Below are 18,164 nucleotides of genomic sequence, written 5' to 3' on the forward strand. Positions count from 1 at the left end.
GTGGACCGACCGCGCGCCTGGCTGCTCACGGTGGACGGCGCGCCGCAGTCGTACGTGGACCTGGACGAGCCCACGCACCTGGAGTTCGACTACGTCCGGCGGTTCGCGCACGTCCTGGACACGGCCGCGGAGCCCGGCCTCCCGCTCGACGTGCTGCACCTGGGCGGCGGAGCGCTCACCGTGCCGCGCTACCTCGCGGCCACCCGGCCCGGCTCCCGCCAGGACGTCGTCGACGCGGACCGGGGGCTCCTCGCGCTCGTCGGCGAACATCTGCCGCTGCCCGCCGGCTCCGGGATCGCGCTGCATCCGGCGGACGCCCGTACGGCACTGGAAGCGGCCCCCGCCGCCTCGGCCGACGTCATCGTCGCCGACGTCTACGGCGGCTCGCGGGTGCCCGCGCACCTCACCTCGATCGAGTACGTCCGCACCGCCGCCCGCGTGCTGCGCCCGGACGGCCTCTACCTGGCGAACTTCGCCGACAGCGCGCCGTTCGACTTCCTGCGCTCCCAAGTCGCCACGCTCGGAGCGGTCTTCGAGCACCTGTGCCTGATGGCGGAGCCCGGCGTGCTGCGCGGCCGGCGGTTCGGCAACGCGGTCGTCGTCGCCGCCCGCACGGAACTGCCGATCGCCGCGCTCGCGCGCCGCAACGCGGCCGACGCCTTCCCGGCGCGGGTGGAGTACGGGCCGTCGCTGCGGCGCTTCGTGGCGCGCGCCGAACCCGTACGGGACGCCGCGGCCGTGCCGTCGCCGGAGCCGCCGAGCGGGGCTTTCACCATCGGTTGACCTGACGGTTCCCGTCACTCGACCGTCGTTCGACCCTTGGCGGGCCGGCGGGGGCGTTCCTCCGCCGGCCCGGCCGCGTCAGTTCTTGGTCGGGCGGAGGCTGCTCATCATCTTGTCGAGCGTGTCCTGCGAGACCTCGCCCGGGACACCCACGTCGGACGTGATCACCCAGATCGCGACATCGCCCTCGGCGTTCTTGTAGGCGACGCTGACCGACTTGCCGTCCGTGTCGCACTTCGTCTTGGGGATGCCGGTGGCCGTCGCCGTCGACGAGTACCCGGAGATGCCGTGGTCATTTTTGAAGGGCTTGGCCTTGGTGTACTTGACCTTGCCCTTCCTGTCCTGGTTGTAGTCGGCGAACAGGAAGTTGTTGGCGGTGATCTCGGCCGCGGTGGGGACGCTCTTGGCGCCCTGGCCGCCCTGAATCCCCGTGATACCGCGGGAGTCCTGCCCGCAGACCTCGCCCTTGTAGACGACTCCGCCCAGGAAGCCGACGAGCGGATCGCCCGTCTTCTTCTTGGAGAAGCCGATGAAGGTGCTCGACTGCTCGATTTTCCAGTCGTCGTTGTTCGGCACGTCGAACGCGGTGTGCCGCTTGACGTTGACGAATGTCTTCCAACCGGCGATCACCGGCTTGATCCCGTCGTCCTCGCCAGCCCGCGGATTGTCGGGGTCCGCCGTGGTGGGGCTCTCGGAGGGCTTGGCCGACTTGGCGGGTTTCTTCGGGTCGTCCTTCGCCACGGACTGCTTGTCGTCGTCCTTGAGCACGACCACGCCGGTGATCACGGCGGCGGCGACCACCGCGAGGGCCGCGACGATGGCGATGAGGGTGGTGTGCTTGTTGCCATCGCGCTGCGGCGGCTGCGGCCCGCCGGGCGGCGTCGGCGCGCCCCACTGCTGAGCGGGCTGCTGGTACGGGTTGGGCGGCTGCTGTCCCTGCTGCGGGTATCCCTGCTGCTGATACGGATTCGGCTGCTGATACCCCGGCTGTTGATAGGGGTTCGGTTGCTGCTGGTTCTGCTCGCCCCCGGGCGGCTGCTGTCCTGGCCACATGGGCAGTAACCATAGAGGTGTGGTGTGACAAGAACTACGCCAGCCCCCGAGGTACTCCTTGTGAGGTGCCCCGGCGGGTCTTCCCGAAGTTGCTACCCACTGGTAACTTTCAGGTATGTCAGAGACCCTGCCGTCGATCGGCGACATGATGGCGGCCACCGTGCCGATGGCCCGCACCCTCAACCTCGAATTCGCCGAGACCACCGCCGAGCGCGCCGTGGTCCGCCTGCCCGACCAGGCCGATTTCCACAACCACGTCGGCGGACCGCACGCCGGAGCCATGTTCACGCTCGCCGAGTCCGCCAGCGGTGCGATCGTCATGGCCGCCTTCGGCGATCAGCTCTCGCGCGCCGTGCCGCTCGCGGTGCGGGCCGAGATCGGCTACAAGAAGCTCGCCATGGGCCCGGTCACCGCCACCGCGGAGCTCGGCCGCCCCATCGCCGATGTGCTCGCCGAACTGGACGCGGGGGAGCGGCCCGAGTTCCCCGTGCACATCGCGATCACCCGCGAGGACGGAGCGGTCACCGGCGAGATGTCCATCATCTGGACGCTGCGTCCCAACCGCTGACGGCTGCCGCCGGGCCCGACCGCAGCCGGTTGCCGCCGGGCCCGGTCACCGAGGCCCGGACAGCAGGGCGAATGGGGCCCCCGCCGTCGGTTCCGGCCGCCCTGTCCCGATCGAGTAGGCTGCCCCGGACGTGCGCCCCGGCGCACGTCCGGCAGTTGGTCAGCAGGCGGGGAGGCGGCGGCGTTGCACGTCCAGGAATGGCTCGAGACCGTACCGGCGATGAGCGTCTACATCCTGGTGGGTGGGGTCATCGGGCTGGAGAGCCTGGGCATCCCGCTGCCGGGCGAGATCATCCTCGTCAGCGCGGCCCTGCTGGCCTCGCAGCACGACTCCGTCGACCCGGTGGTCCTCGGCGCCTGCGCCACACTCGGCGCGATCGTCGGCGACTCCATCGGCTACGCGATCGGCCGCAGGGGCGGACAGCCGCTCCTGGACCGGCTCGGTCGCAAATTCCCCAAGCACTTCGGCCCCCACCACATCGCGAGCGCCGAGCGCTCGTTCGAGAAGTGGGGCATGTGGGCGGTGTTCTTCGGCCGCTTCGTCGCCCTGCTGCGTATCTTCGCGGGGCCGCTCGCGGGCGTGCTGCGGATGCCGTACTGGAAGTTCCTGACCGCCAACGTGCTCGGCGGAATCGTCTGGGCGGGCGGCACGACCGCCGTCATCTATTACGTCGGCGTCGTCGCGGAAGCCTGGCTCAAGCGCTTCTCCTGGCTCGGGCTCGTGCTGGCGGTGCTGATCGGGGTCACCTCGATGCTCGTCGTAAGGAACCGGGCGAAGAAGGCCGCCACGGACGCGGACGCGAAGGCGGACACACCGCAAGGCGCGCGGGCCGATGCCGACGCACCTGATCAGGACGCGGCTACGGCGTCCCCGGAGCAGACGGCCGAGCGGACCTCCGTCCCGGCCGCCGACTAGGACAGGGCGACGATGACGACGCGGCGCAGGGCTCGTCCGCCCCGACCCGTCGCCTACGGTGCGTTCAAGCGCGACGAAACAGCGGCGAAGGGGAGAAGACGATGGCGGAACGGGCGTTGATCGCGGGCGTGGGCGGCAAGGAGCCGGAGATCGACCCGGAGTCGTTCGCCGCACCGACCTCCGTGGTGATCGGCGAGGTCTCGATGGCCCCGGGGTCCAGCGTCTGGTACCACGCCGTACTGCGGGCCGACTGCGGCCCGATCGTCCTGGGCGCCGACAGCAACATCCAGGACAACTGCACCGTGCACGTGGACCCCGGATTCCCGGTCACCGTCGGCGAGCGCGTCTCGGTGGGCCACAACGCGGTGCTGCACGGCTGCACCGTCGAGGACGACGTACTCATCGGCATGGGCGCCACGGTCCTCAACGGCGCGCACATCGGCGCGGGTTCGCTGGTCGCGGCCCAGGCGCTGGTCCCGCAGGGCATGCGGGTGCCGCCCGGCTCGCTCGTCGCGGGCGTCCCCGCCAAGGTCAAGCGCGAGCTGACCGAGGAGGAGCGGGAGCACATCAAGGTGAACGCCACGATGTACTGGGAACTGGCCAAGGCGCACCGCGCGGCGCACCAGGACTGAGACGGGCCGTACCCATCCCGGCTGACCCACCCCGGCCGCGCCGGCGGGTCACTCGCGCCGCAGCTTGGCCAGTTCGGCGTTGAACTGGGCGCCGGTGAGCAGCGCGAGGTTGGAGAGCCACAGCCAGACCAGGAAGATGACGATCCCGGCGAGCGATCCGTACAGCCGGTTGTATGTGCCGAAGTGCGAGGCGTAGAGGGCGAAGCCGGCGGAGGCGAGCAGCCACAGCAGCACGGCGAGCGCGCCGCCCGGGGCCCTGCGCCGGACACCGCGTGTCTCGGCCGGGCCGGAGCGGAACAGCACCAGGACGAGTACGGCGGCCAGGCAGAGCAGGATCGGCCACTTCAGGGCGTTCCACGCGGTGGTGGCCGCGCCGTCCACGCCCAGCAGACGGCCGGCGGCAGGTGCCAGCCCGCCGGTGAGCGTGAGGGCCAGCGCACTGGTGACGAGCAGCGCCAGCAGCGCGACGGCGGTGATCACGATCCGGGGCGCGGTCTTCCATACCGGGCGCAGATCCTGCACGCCGTGCATCGCGTGCAGGGCCCGGCGGAACACGCCGAGGTAGCTGGAGGCGGACCAGACGGCGCTGACCGTGCCGAAGACGGCCAGCATCCAGGCGGCCGAGCGCTCGGCGGCCATCCCCTCCAGCGCGCGCCCCAGGACGGCCTGGGAACCGGCGGGCACCACGGCGATCACGTCACTGATCAGGTTCTGCCGCGCCGCGTCGCCGATGATCCCGACCAGCGAGACCGTGACCAGCAGCGAGGGGAAGATGGCGAGCACCGCGTAGTAGGTGAGGGCCGCGGCCCAGTCCGTGACGTCGTCGTTCCATACGGACACCGGCGTACGGCGCAGCGCGCTCACGCCGTGCCCGCGGGGCGGCAGGGCGTCGGCCCAGCTCCGTGGGGTCGAGGGGGCGGGTGTCGTCTCACTGTGCACGCTGTGTCCTAAGTGCGGCGGCGCGGAAGGGCAGGGGCCGGGAGGGCGGTGGCGGTGCTGTGCGGCCGACTCACGGGGTCGGTGCGTGACGTCGGCGGACGACCTCGGCGCGGTCGTGCGCCCCGAGGTCGTCCGCCGCTCCCGACTGGTGATTATCCGGGCAGCCCGGTGCGCCGGCCGTCAGCCGGTCGGTTCACCGCTCGCCGCGACCGCGGCCTCCCCCGCCTCCCCCTCGCCCGCCGGGGCGTCGAAGCGCAGGGCGTCCGGGTTGAGGTGGTCGACCAGGCGGTGCAGCAGGGCCTGGGCCGTCGCCTGCTCCTCGGCGGAGAAGATCCGTACGGCGCGGGCCTCGACCTCTTCCATCGCGGCCTGCGCGCGTTCGGCCAGCCGCAGCCCCTCGTCGGTGACGCGCAGCCACAGGACGCGCCGGTTGCCGGGGTGGTGGCTGCGCTCCAGCAGCCCGCGGTCGATGAGGGCGTTCACGGCCGCGCCCATGGACTGGGCGGTGACACCGGAGCGGCGGGCGACCTCGGCGCTGGAGACTCCCGGGGCCAGGCTCACATGCAGCAGGGCGTTCTGCTGCGCCAGCGTGAGATCGAGCGGCCGCAGCGCCTTCTCCAGGCGCGGGGCCATGGCCTGGGAGAGTTGCCAGGCCAGATAGCCGGTGCGGTGGGACGGGTCGCGCAGCACTCGAATTTCACCTCATGAATGGAAGGCACCTTATATATGACTGCTACAGTTAACAGGTAGCTTATATCTGCCGAAGGGTCTGCCGTGCCGCCTGCTCCCACCTCCGCCGACCAGGAATCCCAGCGAGGAATCCGGCCGGACGCCGACTGTCCGCACCATGCCCACGCGGTGGACTCCGCACCTCCGCAACACGGTGCCGCCGGCGTGAAGGGCGTCCTGCTGCCGGTGATCATTGTGCTGGTCATCGGCACCATCTTCGTCAGCGTCTACCTCGCAGCCTTCCACGCGCCCCGGCCGCACCGCCTCCCGGTGGCCGCCGTCGGCTCCTCGCAGCAGATCCACAACGCCGGGTCCGGACTCGACGCGGGCCTGTCCGGCGGATTCGACGTCAAGCGCTACGCGAGCGAGGGCGAAGCCCGGCACGCGCTCGAACACCGTGAGGTGTACGCCGCGTACATCGGCTCGGGCGACACCCCGAAGCTGCTCTACGCGGGCGCCAACGGCCCCTCCGTCACCGGAACCGTGACCGAGGCGTTCGGCGCGGTCGCCAAGGCCGAGGGCCACTCGCTCGCGCAGCGGGATGTCGCGCCCACCTCGGCCGGTGACACCCGCGGCATGTCCGTGTTCTACGCCGCCTTCGGCCTGGTCCTGGCCGGCTACCTGTTCGGCATGATGACGTACCAGATGGCCCCGCGGCTGCAGTTCCGCCGGCGGATGGTCAGCCTCGCGTCCTTCGGCGTCTTCGGCGGCCTGATCATCGCCCTGATAGCCGGCGACACCGGCTTCGGCGCGCTGCCCGGCTCCTTCCTGACCGTCGCCGGCCTGACCGCGATGATGGCCGCCGCGGCGGGCGGCGCGACGATGGTGTTCATGCGCCTCTTCGGGATGGCGGGCCTGAGCCTGGCCTCCGTCGTCCTGCTGACCCTCGGGAACAGCACCAGCGGCGGCTTCCTGCCCGCGCAGTACCTGCCGGGCTGGCTGCGCCCGCTGTCCGAGATCCTGCCGGTCGGCGTCGGGGTGCGGGCGGTCCAGGGGGCGTCGTACTTCCACAACGACGGCCTGGTCAGGGGCCTCGTCGTACTCGCCGCCTGGATCATCGGCTGCGCGGCGATCCTGTACGCGAAGGACGTCGGCATCGGCCGCCGCCGGCGCGACCGGCTCGCCTCCGCCTGAGCCCGTACGACGCGGCCGGGGCCCGGATTCGCGGCGCCGGCTGAATCCCCGGGCAGCGCGACGGGTGGATGGGGTGAAGATCACAGCACCGGGCGGTCGGCGGCCCCACGCGGCTGAGTACGGTGAGCGGGTGCCGAAAAACCGCAACACGTTCTCATCGCTCGCCGCCTGGCGCCGCCGGGCCGTATCGCGCGCGGTGCACCACACCTGGGCGTGGGTGCGCCGGACCGGCGCGGTGACCGCGGAGCGCCCCGGCACGCTGCGCTTCCGCAGGATCGGCACCGCCAGCAGGCTCGCGTTCCCGCAGGGGACCATCTTCGGAGAGGCCTGGATCGAGCTCGGCGACCACTGCATCATCGGCGAACAGGTCACCCTGACCGCCGGCATGATGCCGGACCTCGACCTCGGCCCCGACGCGGTGCTGCGGCTGGGCGACGGCGTGGTCCTGGGGCGGGGCAGCCATGTGGTGGCCTCGCAGCCGGTCGTCATCGGCAACGACGTCTACTGCGGCCCGTACGTCTACATCACCTCCGACAATCACTCCTACGACGACCCCGAGCAGCCGGTCGGCAAGCAGTGGCCGCGCACCGCACCCGTCGAGATCGGCTCAGGAAGCTGGCTCGGCGCGGGGGCGGTGATCCTGCCCGGAGCGCGGCTGGGCCGCAATGTCGTGGTCGCGGCCGGCGCGGTCGTACGGGGCGAGGTGCCCGACCACGCGGTGGTCGCGGGCGCGCCCGCCCGGGTCGTACGGCTCTGGAGCCCGGAGCGGGGCTGGCAGCCGCCGCTGCGCACCCCGACGCCCGTGCCGATTCCCGACGGCGTCACCCCCGAACAACTGGTCGCGCTGGCCGGACTGGCGCCGGCGGAACTGGGCGCGCTCGGTGAGGCGGGGGATGCGGCGGCGACTCCGGACGCTTCGGCCGCTGCTTCGGCCGCTGCTTCGGCCGCGGTGGATGTGGCTGCCGACCGCTGACGGTGCGCCGGTTCCGTCGGCGACGGACGGCCACCGGACGGCCCGGCCCGAGCCGCTCACCTTGAGCCGCCCTCCGCCGGCCGCACGTCCCGGTCGCTGCGCCCCTGGTCACCCCGCCGCGAGCAGCACCGTCCCGACCAGCGCCAGCCCCGCGCCGGCCGCCTGGACCGTGCGCAGCCGCTCCTGGAGCACGCCGCGCGCCGCGAGCGCGGTGACCACCGGGTAGAGCGAGGCCAGTACGGCGGCCACGGTCACCGGGCCGTGCTGGGCGGCGAGGTTGTACGTGCCGTTGGCGGCGACGTCGGCGAGGCCGACGAAGGCCAGCGCGGGCAGCGCCGTCCACACACCGTTGCGGCCCTCGGCGGGCAGCGCGGGGTTGCCGCGCCGGACGGAGACGAAGAGCGCGCTGCCGCCGACGGCGACATTGCACACGCGCTGAACGAACAGGGCGAGGAAGAGGCCGGTCATCGTGGTGGCGGCCTCGGCGATCAGCGCCATGACGGAACCGAAGCCGAAGGCCGCGACCAGGGTGAGCAGCAGCGTCTGGCGCTGCACCGGAGCTCCGCGCTGCGGGCCGCTCGCGAGGACGACGCCCGCCACGGCCACGGCGATGCCCGCGAACTGGAGCACGCCGGGCCGCTCGCCGAGCACGAGCCCGACACCGAGCGGGACGGCGACGCCGCCCAGCGCCCCCAACGGCGAGACGACGCCCATCGGGCCGAGCGCCAGGGCCCGGTAGAAGCAGAGCATCGCGACCGGACCCACCACGCCCGCCGCGACCGCGAACCACAGCTGCGGGCCGGCTTCGGACCAGCCTCCGGTGGCCACCACGACGACGCCGAGCACACCGACGGCCAGTACCTGGGAGACGACGACCACGGTCAGCGCGGGCATGCGCCGGGTGAGCAGACCGCCGCCGAAGTCGGCCAACCCCCAGAGGAAGCTGGTGGCAAGGGCCATAATCGCGGTCATCGTAAATCCTCGCAGTACAGTTTGTTGGATGCTGGAGTACAGCACACAGTAGTGCAGCATGATGAACTCTGACATGCAAAATATTGCACCTCGAAATGGATGGAACGTGACGGACCTCGACCAGCTCACCCAGTCGCTCGCCCGCAATCTCAAGCGCTGGCGTGCCGAGCGGGGGTTCACCCTCGACGCCCTCGCGGCCCGCGCCGGCGTCAGCCGAGGCATGATCATCCAGATCGAGCAGGCGCGTACGAATCCCAGCGTCGGCACCACCGTGAAGATCGCCGACGCGCTCGGCGTCAGCATCACCACGCTGCTCGACTACGAACAGGGCCCGCAGGTCCGGCTGGTGCCGGAGTCGCAGGCGGTGCGGATGTGGTCCACCGAGGCGGGCAGCTTCACCAAACTGCTCGTCGGCTCGGAAGCGCCCGGTCCGTTCGAACTGTGGGCCTGGCGGCTGATGCCGGGGGACAGCAGCGCCTCGGACCCGCACCAGCCGGGCACGGTCGAACTCATCCATGTCTCGGCGGGCGAGCTGACCCTGGTCGTGGACGGCGAGGAGCATCGGGTGACGGCCGGGGCCTCGGCGACCTTCGAGGCGAAAGTCGCGCACGCCTACCGCAACGACGGCGCCGAGACCGTCGAGATGACGATGGCCGTGATCATCCCGCCGGTCCGCTGAGAGGGCCGATCCGGGCTCGGCGGGCGGCTGCTGCCCAGGGCCGAGTGCCTCGTCAGCCCCGGCGCGCCGCCACGTTCATGGACAGCGCGGTGGGGTGCTCGGTGAAGCCCATCGCGCGATAGAGGCGCTCGGCGTCAGGGGTGGCGTGCAGATCGACGCGGCTGACGCCCTGCGCGGCGAACCAGTCGAGCAGCGCCTCGGTGGTGGCGCGGGCGTAGCCGCGGCCCCGGTGCGCCGGGTCGGCGCAGACATTGAAGACGAACCCGAACCGGCCGGTGGGATGGCCGGGAGCGGGCAGCCGCTGCTCGACGGAACCGACCGCGCAGGCGGCCAGCGGCGCTCCGCCGACGGGTGCCGCGCCCGCCGCTTCGCCGGGAGCCGGGCCCGGTGCCGCGTCCGGTCCGCCGTCGGCCTCCACCACGAACGCCCCGACCAGCGCGCCCCGCCCGGCCAGTTGCCCGCGCAGCAGCTCGCGGGCGTCGTCCTCCCAGGCCCCGGACTCGTCGTGGTCCCGCATGGCGGCGAACATCAGCCTGCGCAGACGCACGATTTCCGGGGCGTCCTCGGGGACGGCGGCGCGAGTGACGATCATGCCCGGACGCTAACGCACCTCTTCGGGCCGGCCGTCACCCGGACCCGCCCCGGACCCACGCATTCCCCCCCGCGCGGACCGTCAGCCCAGCCGCGGGATCTCGATCGCCGGACACCGGTCCATCACCATGTCCAGACCGGCAGCCCGCACCCGCTCGTACGCCGCCTCGTCGACGACCCCGAGCTGGAACCACACCGCCCTCGCCCCGGCCGCGACGGCCTCGTCCGCCACCGCTCCCGCCAGCGCCGAGTTCACGAACACGTCGACGACGTCCACCGGGAAGGGGATGTCGGCCAGCGAGGCGTACCCCCGCTCGCCGTGCACCGTCTGCGCCTTGGGGTGGACGGGCGCGATGCGCTTGCCGTAGCGCTGGAGCACGCTCGCGACGCCGTAGGCCGCCCGGCGGTCGTTGCCGGACAGCCCCACCACCGCCCAGGTGTCGCCCGTGCTCCGGAGAATTCTGGCGATCGTCGCGGTGTCGCCGTACACATCGGCCTCCTGGGAATCGGTCCGTCGTCTGCTCTGTCCGCTCAGCCCGTCGTCCGCTCAACAGAGGCCGCAGGGCCGGTCATTCCCCGTGCTACTCATTCCCCGTGCTGCCACGTCCGCAGGATCACCGGCTTGTCCCGGCTGCCGCGCACCACCGGCTCGTCATCCGTCAGCCGGTACCCGGCGGAGCGGGCGACGGCGCAGCTCGCCGTGTTCTCCTCCTCTATGCGCAGCGCCAGCCGGTCGAGGCCCAGCGTGACGTGGGCGTAGTCGGTCAGCAGCCGCAGCGCCCGCACCGCCAGCCCCTGGCCCCGGTAGCGCGCGCCGATCACATAGCCGAGCTCGGCGTCATAACCGTCGTGGCCGGTGCGGATCACCAGTCCCTCGCCGCGGGGCGCGGTCCCGTCCTCGGTGATCGCGAAGGGGATGCGGGCGGGATCGGCCCGGCCGCCCGCCAGCCGCTCCCTCGCCTCCGCGGGGCCGAAGGGCGAAGGCATCGGCGTCCAGCGCGCGATCTCCGGCTCGTCGAACAGTTCCACCATCGCGGGGAGGTCCTGCTCGGTCCATCCCCGCAGGTGGAGGCCGAAGCCTGTCAAGATCCGGTCTGGTGTCGTCATGCCCTGATCATCCCCCTCGACCCGGTTCTGATGCCAAATCGGGGGTCGGCGCGCAGCGCATAGGGTTGCGGGATGGAGCAGTACCGGACCCCCGCTCGCGAGGGCGTGCACGAGATCGAGATCAAGAGGTCGCGCTTCCTCTGCACGCTCGCGCCCGCCGCGACGGAGCAGGAGGCGCAGGAGGTCATCCAGCGCCTCCGCAAGCAGCACCCCGGCGCCAACCACAACTGCTTCGCCTACGTCATCGGCGCCGACGGCGGGGTGCAGAAGGCCAGCGACGACGGCGAGCCCGGCGGCACGGCGGGCGTCCCCATGCTCCAGATGCTGCTGCGCCGCGATGTCCGCTACGCCGTCGCCGTCGTCACCCGCTACTTCGGCGGCACCCAGCTCGGCGCGGGCGGGCTGATGCGCGCGTACGGCGGGGTGGTCGGCGAAGCCCTCGACGTACTGGGCACCGTCACACGCCGCCGGTTCCGGCTGGCCACCGTCACCGTCGACCACCAGCGGGCCGGGAAGCTGGAGAACGACCTGCGGGCGACCGGCCGCGCGGTCCGCGAGGTGCGCTACGCCGAGGCCGTGACCATCGAGGTCGGACTGCCCGAGGCCGACGTCGACGCCTTCCGGGGCTGGCTGGCCGATACGACGGCGGGTGCGGCGGTCCTGGTCCTGGGCGGTGAGGCGTACGGCGAGGTCTGAGCGCTGGGGGGTGAGGTCTCGCGCCCACCGCGAGGGCGACGGGGCGTGCTGGCGCCCTCGGAGTCGGTGCGGTCGGCACGCCGCCCCCGCGGCCCCCGCGGCCGCAGGGACGCTCAACGCGTGGTGCGCAGCGTCGCCCAGATGGTGTGCCCGGCCTCATTGTCTCTCGCCCTGACCCCGAAGTCCTCGCTCACGTCGGTGACGATGAGCAGCCCGCGGCCGTCCTCGGCGTCGGCGCCCGGGTCGCGCCGGCGGGGCGGGCCCTTCGCGGCGGTGCCCTGATCGCGCACTTCCAGATACAGCAGCGTGTCCGCGAGGCCGGCGCTGCAGACGATCTCCTCGCTGTCGGTGTGCACGACCGCGTTGGTCACCAGCTCCGATATCAGCAGCCGGGCGGCGTCGCGGGTGTCGTCCGGCAGCTCCCAGCCGCGCAGCAGACCGGCGATCCAGCGCCGGGCCTTGGGCACCGACGCGGGCTCCCCGGCGAGGCGAAAGGTGTTGGGGAGTGCGGTGACGTCCAGGCCGGGGGCGGGGTGCCTGGAGTCGGTTCCGCAAGTGGGGGGCACGTGCACGGGGGGCCTTCCATCAGCTCGGGATGGGGCAGCGCGGGGGACCGGTGGGGGCGGTGAGCCGGTGCCGAACTGGTGGTCCGGGCGCCGCCGCGGCGCGCCGGAGTGCGGCGGAGGCTGCTGAGTACGGTCGGCGGCCATCGCTCGATCACTCCGATCGTCTGCCAACTACTGCGGCGATCACTGAAGTTGAAGGCCGCCGTGGCGGGTCGTGAGGTGAGTCACGCGATCACTATGCTCGCTGTAGTGGTCATATCGCAACCGTCGTTCTGATAATTTCAGAACAGCGGCGATCGATCTGGTTGTGCGCTCAACTACGTGCCACACTCTGGGCCGTGACAGCTAGTCAGGAGGCAGGGAGTGACTGAAGTCCCATCGAAGAGTGCTCCCACCGTCCTTCGCATGGTCCTGGGCACCCGGCTGAAGGATCTGCGGGAGAAGGCGCGCGTACCGCTGCGGACGGCGGCGCAGGACATCGACGTCGCCGAGCTGACGGTGCGCCGGATGGAAAAGGCGGAGGTCGGACTCAAGATCCCTTATGTCCGGGCCCTGTTGCAGCTCTACGCGGTGCCCGCGGCGGAGATCGACGTGTTCCTCGGGCTCGCCAAGCAGGCCAATGTACCCGGCTGGTGGAACCCCTGGCGGGACGTGCTGCCCGGCTGGTTCAGCGCGTACGTGAGCCTGGAGAGCGCCGCCCGCCTCATCCGCAGCTATGAACCGCACTACGTCCCCGGCCTGTTGCAGACCGGGGACTACGCCCGCGCCCTGTTCGTCAACGGTCTGCCCAACGCGAGCGACGAGGACCGCGAACGCCGCGTCGCCCTGCGCGTCAAGCGCCAGGAGCTGCTGGCGGGGCCGGACGCCCCGGCCGTATGGGCGGTCCTGGACGAGACGGTGCTGCGCCGGCCGGTCGGCGGGGCCGCCGTCATGCGGGCCCAGATCGACCGGCTGCTCGCCGCCACGCACCTCTCCAATATCACCCTGCAGATCATGCCGTTCGCCGCCGGACCGCACGTCGGCGCCTTCGGCCCCTTCCACTACTTCCGCTTCGAGATGCCCGAGCGGCCGGACATCGTCTACACCGAGGGCCTCACGGGCGCCGCGTACCTGGAAGACCGCCTCGATGTCGTCAGCTATCTGGAGGCACTCAACCGGATGACCGCGCAGGCGGCATCGGTCGACGCCTCCAGGACCATCCTGGAAGAGACGCGCAAGGAGTACTCATGACCCCGATCTACAACGGCATTCCCGCCGGCGAACTCGGCACGGAAGGCTGGGACAAGCCCTGGAGCGCCGGGAACGGGGGCAGCTGCGTCGAGGCGAAGAAGCTGCCGGACGGAAGCGTCGCGGTGCGGCAGTCCACGGACCCGTGCGGCCCGGCCCTGGTCTACACACAGCACGAGATCGCCACCTTCCTGCGGGGCGTCAAAGCGGGCCAGGCCGACTACCTGCTCGCCTGAGCCGTGGCCCGCCGGGCACGAGCGCCGCCCGTCACACCCGAGCGCCGCCCCCCCCGCGTACGCGCACCGCCTCAGGCGGACGCACCGCACGGGCTCACACGCGCGCCGTACACCGCCGTCCCGTTCACCCCCCACAGTGCCACCACCCCAGGAGCAGGAGGGCCCATGACCGACTCCGGTCACGCAGCCGAGCAGATCGACACCAGCAAGCCGCACCCGGCGCGGATGTACGACTACTACCTCGGCGGCAAGGACAACTACCAGGTCGACGTGGAGGCCGCGGGCGCCGTCGAAGCCGCCTTCCCGACCATCAAGACCTGCGCGCGGACCAACCGGCTGTTCATGCACCGCGCGACCCGGGTGCTCGCGACCCTGGGCATCCGCCAGTTCCTCGACATCGGCACCGGCCTGCCCACCAGCCCCAATCTGCATCAGGTGGCCCAGGCCGCGGCTCCCGAGTCGCGGGTCGTCTACGCCGACTACGACCCCAGCGTCCTGGTGCACGCCCGCGCGCTGCTGCGCAGTTCGCCCGAAGGCCGCACCGCCTACATCCAGGCCGACGTGCGCGACCCGGACAGCATCCTCGACGCCGCCGTGCTGCACGAGACGCTCGACATGAGCCGGCCGGTGGCGCTGTCCCTGAACGCGCTGCTGCACTTCGTGCCCGACGAGGACAAGCCGTACGAGGTGGTCGCGCGACTGGTCGAGGCGCTGCCGTCGGGCAGCTATCTGGTGCTCTCGCACTGCACGCCGGACTTCGCCCCGGAGATGTGGAAGAACGTCGTGGAGGTCTACCACCGCGGCGGGATACCCGCCCAGGTGCGGTCCAAGGAGGAGGTCCTGCGCTTCTTCGACGGCCTGGAGCTGATCGAGCCCGGCGTCGAGGTCCCGCACCGCTGGCGGCCCGACGGCCCGGCGCAGCCCGGCGTCGACGACGCGACGGTCAGTTTCTTCGTGGGGGTGGCCCGGAAGCCGTGACCGGGACGGGCAGCCGCCGCAGGCGCTCCCTCAAGTCCGCCGTGCGACGGGCGAGTTCGGGGAGATCTCCGAAGCGGTACTCGACGGGGGCGTCGGGCCAGTAGCGGGTCAGGGCGGCGGCGCTGTGCGGGCTCAGGACCGCCGTGCCGTCGGCGTCCACGCTCACCCCGTCCAGCACCGCCCGCTGCCGGTTCCAGGCCGCGGCGTCCTGCCGGTCGATGCCGGGCGGCAGCCGGAGCGCGACGGACCCGGCGGTGACGGTGACCGGATAGCCGCCGGGCAGGCCGTACGGGGCCGGGAGATGACCGGTGTACGGATGCTCCTCGTCCAGGAGCGCGACCGTACGGGCCTGCGGTCCCTCGGCGGGGGTGCGAAACTGAGGTCTGTGGTGGACGGGGGGCCGACCAGCGCTAGCGTGGTCGGTGCGGAGGCGGGAAGCCGCGCCGGCGCGGTGCCGGCTCTTGGGGCGGGGAAAGGGAAAACATGCGGGTCGGGGCAGTCCTGTGAGAATTCTGCACACCTCCGACTGGCACCTCGGGCGGTCCTTCCACCGGGTGAGCCTGCTGGCCGCGCAGGAGACGTTCATCGATCACCTGATCGCCACGGTGCGGGACCGCGACGTCGACGCGGTGGTCGTCGCCGGCGACGTCTACGACCGCGCGGTGCCGCCGCTCGCCGCCGTCGAGCTGTTCGACGGCGTCCTGCACCGGCTCGCGGAGCTCGGCGTGCCCACCGTGATGATCTCCGGGAACCACGACTCGGCCCGCCGGCTGGGCGTCGGCGCCGGCCTCATCGACCGGGCCGGCATCCACCTGCGCACCGACCCGGCGGGCTGCGGCACCCCCGTCGTGCTCACCGACGCACACGGCGACGTCGCCTGCTACGGCCTGCCCTACCTCGAACCCGCCCTGGTCCGTGAGGAATTCGGCACCGAGAAGGCAGGCCACCCGGCCGTGCTCGGCGCGGCCATGGCCCGAGTGCGCGCTGACCTCGCCGCCCGCCCCGCGGGCACCCGCTCCGTCGTGCTCGCACACGCCTTCGTCACCGGCGGGGCCGCCAGCGACAGTGAGCGCGACATCACCGTCGGCGGCGTCGCCTCGGTGCCCGCCGACGTCTTCGACGGCGTCGACTACGCCGCCCTCGGCCACCTGCACGGCTGCCAGACGATCAGCGAGCGGGTCCGCTACTCCGGCTCGCCGCTCGCGTACTCCTTCTCCGAGACCGACCACCGCAAGTCCATGTGGATCATCGACCTCGGCGCCGGCGGCGCACTCGCCGCCGAGCGCGTCGACTGCCCGGTGCCACGCCCGCTGGCCCGAATCCGCGGCTGCCTCGACGACCTGCTGGAGCGGCCCGAACTCGACCGGCACGAGAACTCCTGGGTCGAGGCCACCCTCACCGACCCCAGCCGCCCCGCCGAACCGATGGCCCGCCTCGCCGCCCGCTTCCCGCACGTGCTCAGCCTCGCCTTCGATCCGGAACGGGCCCCCGAGGACCCGATGGCCTCCTACGCCCAGCGGCTGCGCGGCCGCACCGACCAGCAGATCGCCGAGGACTTCGTGGGCCATGTACGCGCCGGACGCGGCCCCGACGACCACGAGCGGGCCGTCCTCACCGACGCCTTCGACACCGTACGGATCGACGAGACGCGCACCGAGGTGGCCCGATGAGGCTGCACCGGCTCACCGTCACCGCCTTCGGGCCGTTCGGCGGCACCCAGCGGATCGATTTCGACGAGCTGTCCGCCGCCGGGCTCTTCCTGCTCCACGGCCCGACCGGCGCGGGCAAGACCTCGGTCCTCGACGCCGTCTGCTACGCCCTCTACGGCGGCGTGCCCGGCGCCCGGCAGAGCGGGCTGACGCTGCGCAGCGACCATGCCTCACCGGACACCCCGACCGAAGTCCTGCTGGAACTCACCGCAGGCGGGAGGCGGTTGGAGATCACCCGCCGCCCCGAGCAGCGCCGCCCCAAGAAGCGCGGCAGCGGCTTCACCCGGGACAAGGCGCAGAGCTGGCTGCGCGAGTACGCAGCACCGACCGGGGACCCGCGGTTCGGGGAGCCGCCGGAGGCCGACGCGGAAGCCCTCGCGCCCGCGATCCCGCACCCCAGGACGCCGCATGAGCCGCATCGGAGCGGCGGCGGCGGATGGAAGGCGCTCAGCCGCTCGCACCAGGAGATCGGCGAGGAGATCGCCCTGCTGCTCGGGATGAGCAAGGAGCAGTTCTGCCAGGTGGTCCTGCTGCCGCAGGGCGACTTCGCGCGCTTCCTGCGCGCCGACGACCAGGCGCGCGGCAAACTGCTCGGCCGGCTCTTCGACACCGGGCGCTTCGCCGCCGTCGAGGACCGGCTCGCGGACCTGCGGCGCGCCGCCGAAGCGCAGGTGCGGGCCGGCGACGAACGGCTGCTGGCCCTCGCGCACCGCATGGCGCAGGCCGCCGGGTCCGGCGCCGACCCGCTGCCCGAGATCCCGGCGGGCGAACCGGGCCTGGCCGACGCCGTCCTCGGCTGGGCCGCGGTGGCCCGCTCCGCCGCCCGTGAGCTGCGGGACATCGCGCTGACCACGGCCGCCGCCGCCGAATCCGCTCACGCCGCCACCCAGCGGGGCTTCGACGCCGCCCGCGAGCTCGACCGCCTCCAGTGCGGCCACGCGGCCGCCGAACAGCGCGCGGCCGCCCTCGACGCGGGGCGCGCGGAGCAGGACCGGGCCCGGCTGCGGCTCGACCGGGCCCGCGCCGCCGCCTCCGTCGCCCCGGCGCTGGACCTGCGCGAGAGCGCCGAACGCCAGCATCTCGCCGCGGCCGTCGCCGAGCGCGCCGGCCGCGAGCAACTCGGCCGGGCCGGGCTGCCCGCCGCCACCGCCGGCGCGGGCGGCGACGAACTCGCCGCGCTGGAGAACGCCTCGCGCGAGGAACTGGGCGGTCTCGCCGCCGCCCGGCGCGCCGAACAGCGCGCCGAGCGGATCACCGCCGAGCGGGCCGCTCTCGACCGCGAGGCGCGCTCCGACGACGAGCTGTCGCAGGACGCCGCCGACTGGCTCACCGAATGGGATACCACGCGCGACGCCCACCAGCGGCGCGTCGAAGCCGCGCAGGAGGCCGCCACCCGCGCCGAACAGCTCGCGGTCCGGATCGACCCGGCCGTACGGCGGCACGAGGCGGCGCAGCGGCGCGACGCGCTGACCTCGCAGGTCGGCGAGGCGCGTACACGGCTGCTCCGGGCCGGCGAGCAGGCGGTCGGCGTGCTCCCGCGTCTCCTCGGCCCGCTGGGAAGCCGCCAGCGCGGCTTCCTCCGTCGCCCGGTCGACGTGGCCGGCGGCGGCGCGGGGGGGTTCGGGGTGCTCTCGCGCGCCGCACACCGCGCCCGGTGTGCCCTCGGCCAGCCGCGCG

Annotated in this window: 22 protein-coding genes; 13 read left to right on the forward strand and 9 right to left on the reverse strand. The window is 72.7% G+C overall.

The window, feature by feature from the left end; all coding sequences use genetic code 11:
• Nucleotides 1-783 (forward strand): spermidine synthase (locus tag QMK28_RS29885; protein ID WP_326442808.1); only part of this gene is annotated, 783 nt, incomplete at its 5' end.
• Nucleotides 784-861: 78 nt separating this feature from the next.
• Here QMK28_RS29885 and QMK28_RS29890 read toward each other — a convergent pair.
• Nucleotides 862-1,836, reverse strand: coding sequence for a hypothetical protein (locus QMK28_RS29890; RefSeq protein ID WP_326442809.1), 975 nt, complete (start codon nucleotides 1,834-1,836; stop codon nucleotides 862-864).
• A 115-nt stretch (nucleotides 1,837-1,951) separates the two neighbouring features.
• Here QMK28_RS29890 and QMK28_RS29895 point away from each other — a divergent pair, with 115 nt between their 5' ends.
• From QMK28_RS29895 to QMK28_RS29905, 3 genes are all read left to right on the forward strand, one after another.
• Nucleotides 1,952-2,404, forward strand: coding sequence for a DUF4442 domain-containing protein (locus QMK28_RS29895; protein ID WP_326442810.1), 453 nt, complete (start codon nucleotides 1,952-1,954; stop codon nucleotides 2,402-2,404).
• Nucleotides 2,405-2,587: 183 nt separating this feature from the next.
• The gene (locus tag QMK28_RS29900) at nucleotides 2,588-3,319 is read left to right on the forward strand and encodes a DedA family protein (RefSeq protein ID WP_326442811.1); all 732 of its coding nucleotides are present in this window, start codon (nucleotides 2,588-2,590) and stop codon (nucleotides 3,317-3,319) included.
• A 101-nt stretch (nucleotides 3,320-3,420) separates the two neighbouring features.
• Complete coding sequence (locus QMK28_RS29905) at nucleotides 3,421-3,951, forward strand: gamma carbonic anhydrase family protein (protein WP_326442812.1); 531 nt, start codon at nucleotides 3,421-3,423, stop codon at nucleotides 3,949-3,951.
• Nucleotides 3,952-3,999: 48 nt separating this feature from the next.
• On the opposite strand, the gene QMK28_RS29910 is transcribed toward QMK28_RS29905, so the two are convergent.
• Both QMK28_RS29910 and QMK28_RS29915 read right to left on the reverse strand, forming a co-directional pair.
• Nucleotides 4,000-4,890: a YihY/virulence factor BrkB family protein gene (locus QMK28_RS29910; protein ID WP_443050870.1), complete on the reverse strand. Its 891-nt coding sequence runs from the start codon at nucleotides 4,888-4,890 to the stop codon at nucleotides 4,000-4,002.
• A gap of 180 nt (nucleotides 4,891-5,070) precedes the next feature.
• Nucleotides 5,071-5,580, reverse strand: coding sequence for a MarR family winged helix-turn-helix transcriptional regulator (locus tag QMK28_RS29915; protein ID WP_326442813.1), 510 nt, complete (start codon nucleotides 5,578-5,580; stop codon nucleotides 5,071-5,073).
• Between the two features lie 168 nt (nucleotides 5,581-5,748).
• On the opposite strand from QMK28_RS29915, the gene QMK28_RS29920 reads away from it, so the two are divergent.
• Together QMK28_RS29920 and QMK28_RS29925 are read left to right on the forward strand one after the other, a co-directional pair.
• The gene (locus QMK28_RS29920; RefSeq protein WP_326442814.1) at nucleotides 5,749-6,753 is read left to right on the forward strand and encodes an ABC transporter permease; all 1,005 of its coding nucleotides are present in this window, start codon (nucleotides 5,749-5,751) and stop codon (nucleotides 6,751-6,753) included.
• A 130-nt stretch (nucleotides 6,754-6,883) separates the two neighbouring features.
• A complete protein-coding gene (locus QMK28_RS29925; RefSeq protein WP_326442816.1) occupies nucleotides 6,884-7,726 on the forward strand; it encodes an acyltransferase in 843 nt (280 codons plus the stop codon).
• A gap of 108 nt (nucleotides 7,727-7,834) precedes the next feature.
• Here QMK28_RS29925 and QMK28_RS29930 read toward each other — a convergent pair whose 3' ends face one another.
• The gene (locus tag QMK28_RS29930; protein ID WP_326442817.1) at nucleotides 7,835-8,698 is read right to left on the reverse strand and encodes a DMT family transporter; all 864 of its coding nucleotides are present in this window, start codon (nucleotides 8,696-8,698) and stop codon (nucleotides 7,835-7,837) included.
• Nucleotides 8,699-8,804: 106 nt separating this feature from the next.
• Between QMK28_RS29930 and QMK28_RS29935 the strand changes: the two genes are divergently transcribed.
• On the forward strand, nucleotides 8,805-9,377 hold the full coding sequence (locus tag QMK28_RS29935; protein ID WP_326442819.1) for a helix-turn-helix domain-containing protein: 573 nt from the start codon (nucleotides 8,805-8,807) through the stop codon (nucleotides 9,375-9,377).
• A 52-nt stretch (nucleotides 9,378-9,429) separates the two neighbouring features.
• On the opposite strand, the gene QMK28_RS29940 is transcribed toward QMK28_RS29935, so the two are convergent.
• The 3 genes from QMK28_RS29940 to QMK28_RS29950 all read right to left on the reverse strand — a co-directional run bounded on the left by QMK28_RS29940 (nucleotide 9,430) and on the right by QMK28_RS29950 (nucleotide 11,075).
• Nucleotides 9,430-9,969, reverse strand: a complete 540-nt coding sequence (locus QMK28_RS29940; RefSeq protein ID WP_326442820.1) for a GNAT family N-acetyltransferase — start codon at nucleotides 9,967-9,969, stop codon at nucleotides 9,430-9,432.
• An 81-nt stretch (nucleotides 9,970-10,050) separates the two neighbouring features.
• Nucleotides 10,051-10,458, reverse strand: coding sequence for a CoA-binding protein (locus QMK28_RS29945; protein ID WP_326442821.1), 408 nt, complete (start codon nucleotides 10,456-10,458; stop codon nucleotides 10,051-10,053).
• A 95-nt stretch (nucleotides 10,459-10,553) separates the two neighbouring features.
• On the reverse strand, nucleotides 10,554-11,075 hold the full coding sequence (locus tag QMK28_RS29950) for a GNAT family N-acetyltransferase (protein WP_326442822.1): 522 nt from the start codon (nucleotides 11,073-11,075) through the stop codon (nucleotides 10,554-10,556).
• 72 nt (nucleotides 11,076-11,147) lie between these two features.
• Here QMK28_RS29950 and QMK28_RS29955 point away from each other — a divergent pair, with 72 nt between their 5' ends.
• A complete protein-coding gene (locus tag QMK28_RS29955; protein ID WP_326442823.1) occupies nucleotides 11,148-11,771 on the forward strand; it encodes a YigZ family protein in 624 nt (207 codons plus the stop codon).
• A 113-nt stretch (nucleotides 11,772-11,884) separates the two neighbouring features.
• On the opposite strand, the gene QMK28_RS29960 is transcribed toward QMK28_RS29955, so the two are convergent.
• Nucleotides 11,885-12,343 (reverse strand): ATP-binding protein, encoded by a 459-nt coding sequence (locus tag QMK28_RS29960; RefSeq protein WP_326442824.1) that lies wholly within the window; start codon nucleotides 12,341-12,343, stop codon nucleotides 11,885-11,887.
• Nucleotides 12,344-12,742: 399 nt separating this feature from the next.
• Here QMK28_RS29960 and QMK28_RS29965 point away from each other — a divergent pair, with 399 nt between their 5' ends.
• The 3 genes from QMK28_RS29965 to QMK28_RS29975 all read left to right on the forward strand — a co-directional run bounded on the left by QMK28_RS29965 (nucleotide 12,743) and on the right by QMK28_RS29975 (nucleotide 14,778).
• Entirely contained in the window at nucleotides 12,743-13,567 is an 825-nt protein-coding gene (locus QMK28_RS29965; protein WP_326442825.1) for a helix-turn-helix domain-containing protein, read from the forward strand.
• On the forward strand, nucleotides 13,564-13,800 hold the full coding sequence (locus QMK28_RS29970; RefSeq protein ID WP_326442826.1) for a DUF397 domain-containing protein: 237 nt from the start codon (nucleotides 13,564-13,566) through the stop codon (nucleotides 13,798-13,800). The genes QMK28_RS29965 and QMK28_RS29970 overlap by 4 nt, the downstream gene beginning before the upstream one ends.
• A gap of 165 nt (nucleotides 13,801-13,965) precedes the next feature.
• Nucleotides 13,966-14,778 carry an SAM-dependent methyltransferase gene (locus tag QMK28_RS29975; protein WP_326442827.1) on the forward strand — a complete coding sequence of 271 codons (813 nt, stop codon included), beginning with the start codon at nucleotides 13,966-13,968 and terminating at the stop codon, nucleotides 14,776-14,778.
• Here the strand turns inward: QMK28_RS29975 and QMK28_RS29980 are convergent.
• Nucleotides 14,744-14,944: a hypothetical protein gene (locus QMK28_RS29980; RefSeq protein WP_326442828.1), complete on the reverse strand. Its 201-nt coding sequence runs from the start codon at nucleotides 14,942-14,944 to the stop codon at nucleotides 14,744-14,746. The genes QMK28_RS29975 and QMK28_RS29980 overlap by 35 nt on opposite strands.
• A gap of 337 nt (nucleotides 14,945-15,281) precedes the next feature.
• On the opposite strand from QMK28_RS29980, the gene QMK28_RS29985 reads away from it, so the two are divergent.
• Together QMK28_RS29985 and QMK28_RS29990 are read left to right on the forward strand one after the other, a co-directional pair.
• Nucleotides 15,282-16,448 (forward strand): exonuclease SbcCD subunit D, encoded by a 1,167-nt coding sequence (locus tag QMK28_RS29985; RefSeq protein ID WP_326442829.1) that lies wholly within the window; start codon nucleotides 15,282-15,284, stop codon nucleotides 16,446-16,448.
• Nucleotides 16,445-18,164 (forward strand): SMC family ATPase (locus QMK28_RS29990; protein ID WP_326442830.1); only part of this gene is annotated, 1,720 nt, incomplete at its 3' end. The genes QMK28_RS29985 and QMK28_RS29990, both read left to right, overlap by 4 nt.

The organism is Streptomyces sp. H27-D2 (assembly GCF_035828615.1).
Taxonomy (GTDB): domain Bacteria; phylum Actinomycetota; class Actinomycetes; order Streptomycetales; family Streptomycetaceae; genus Streptomyces.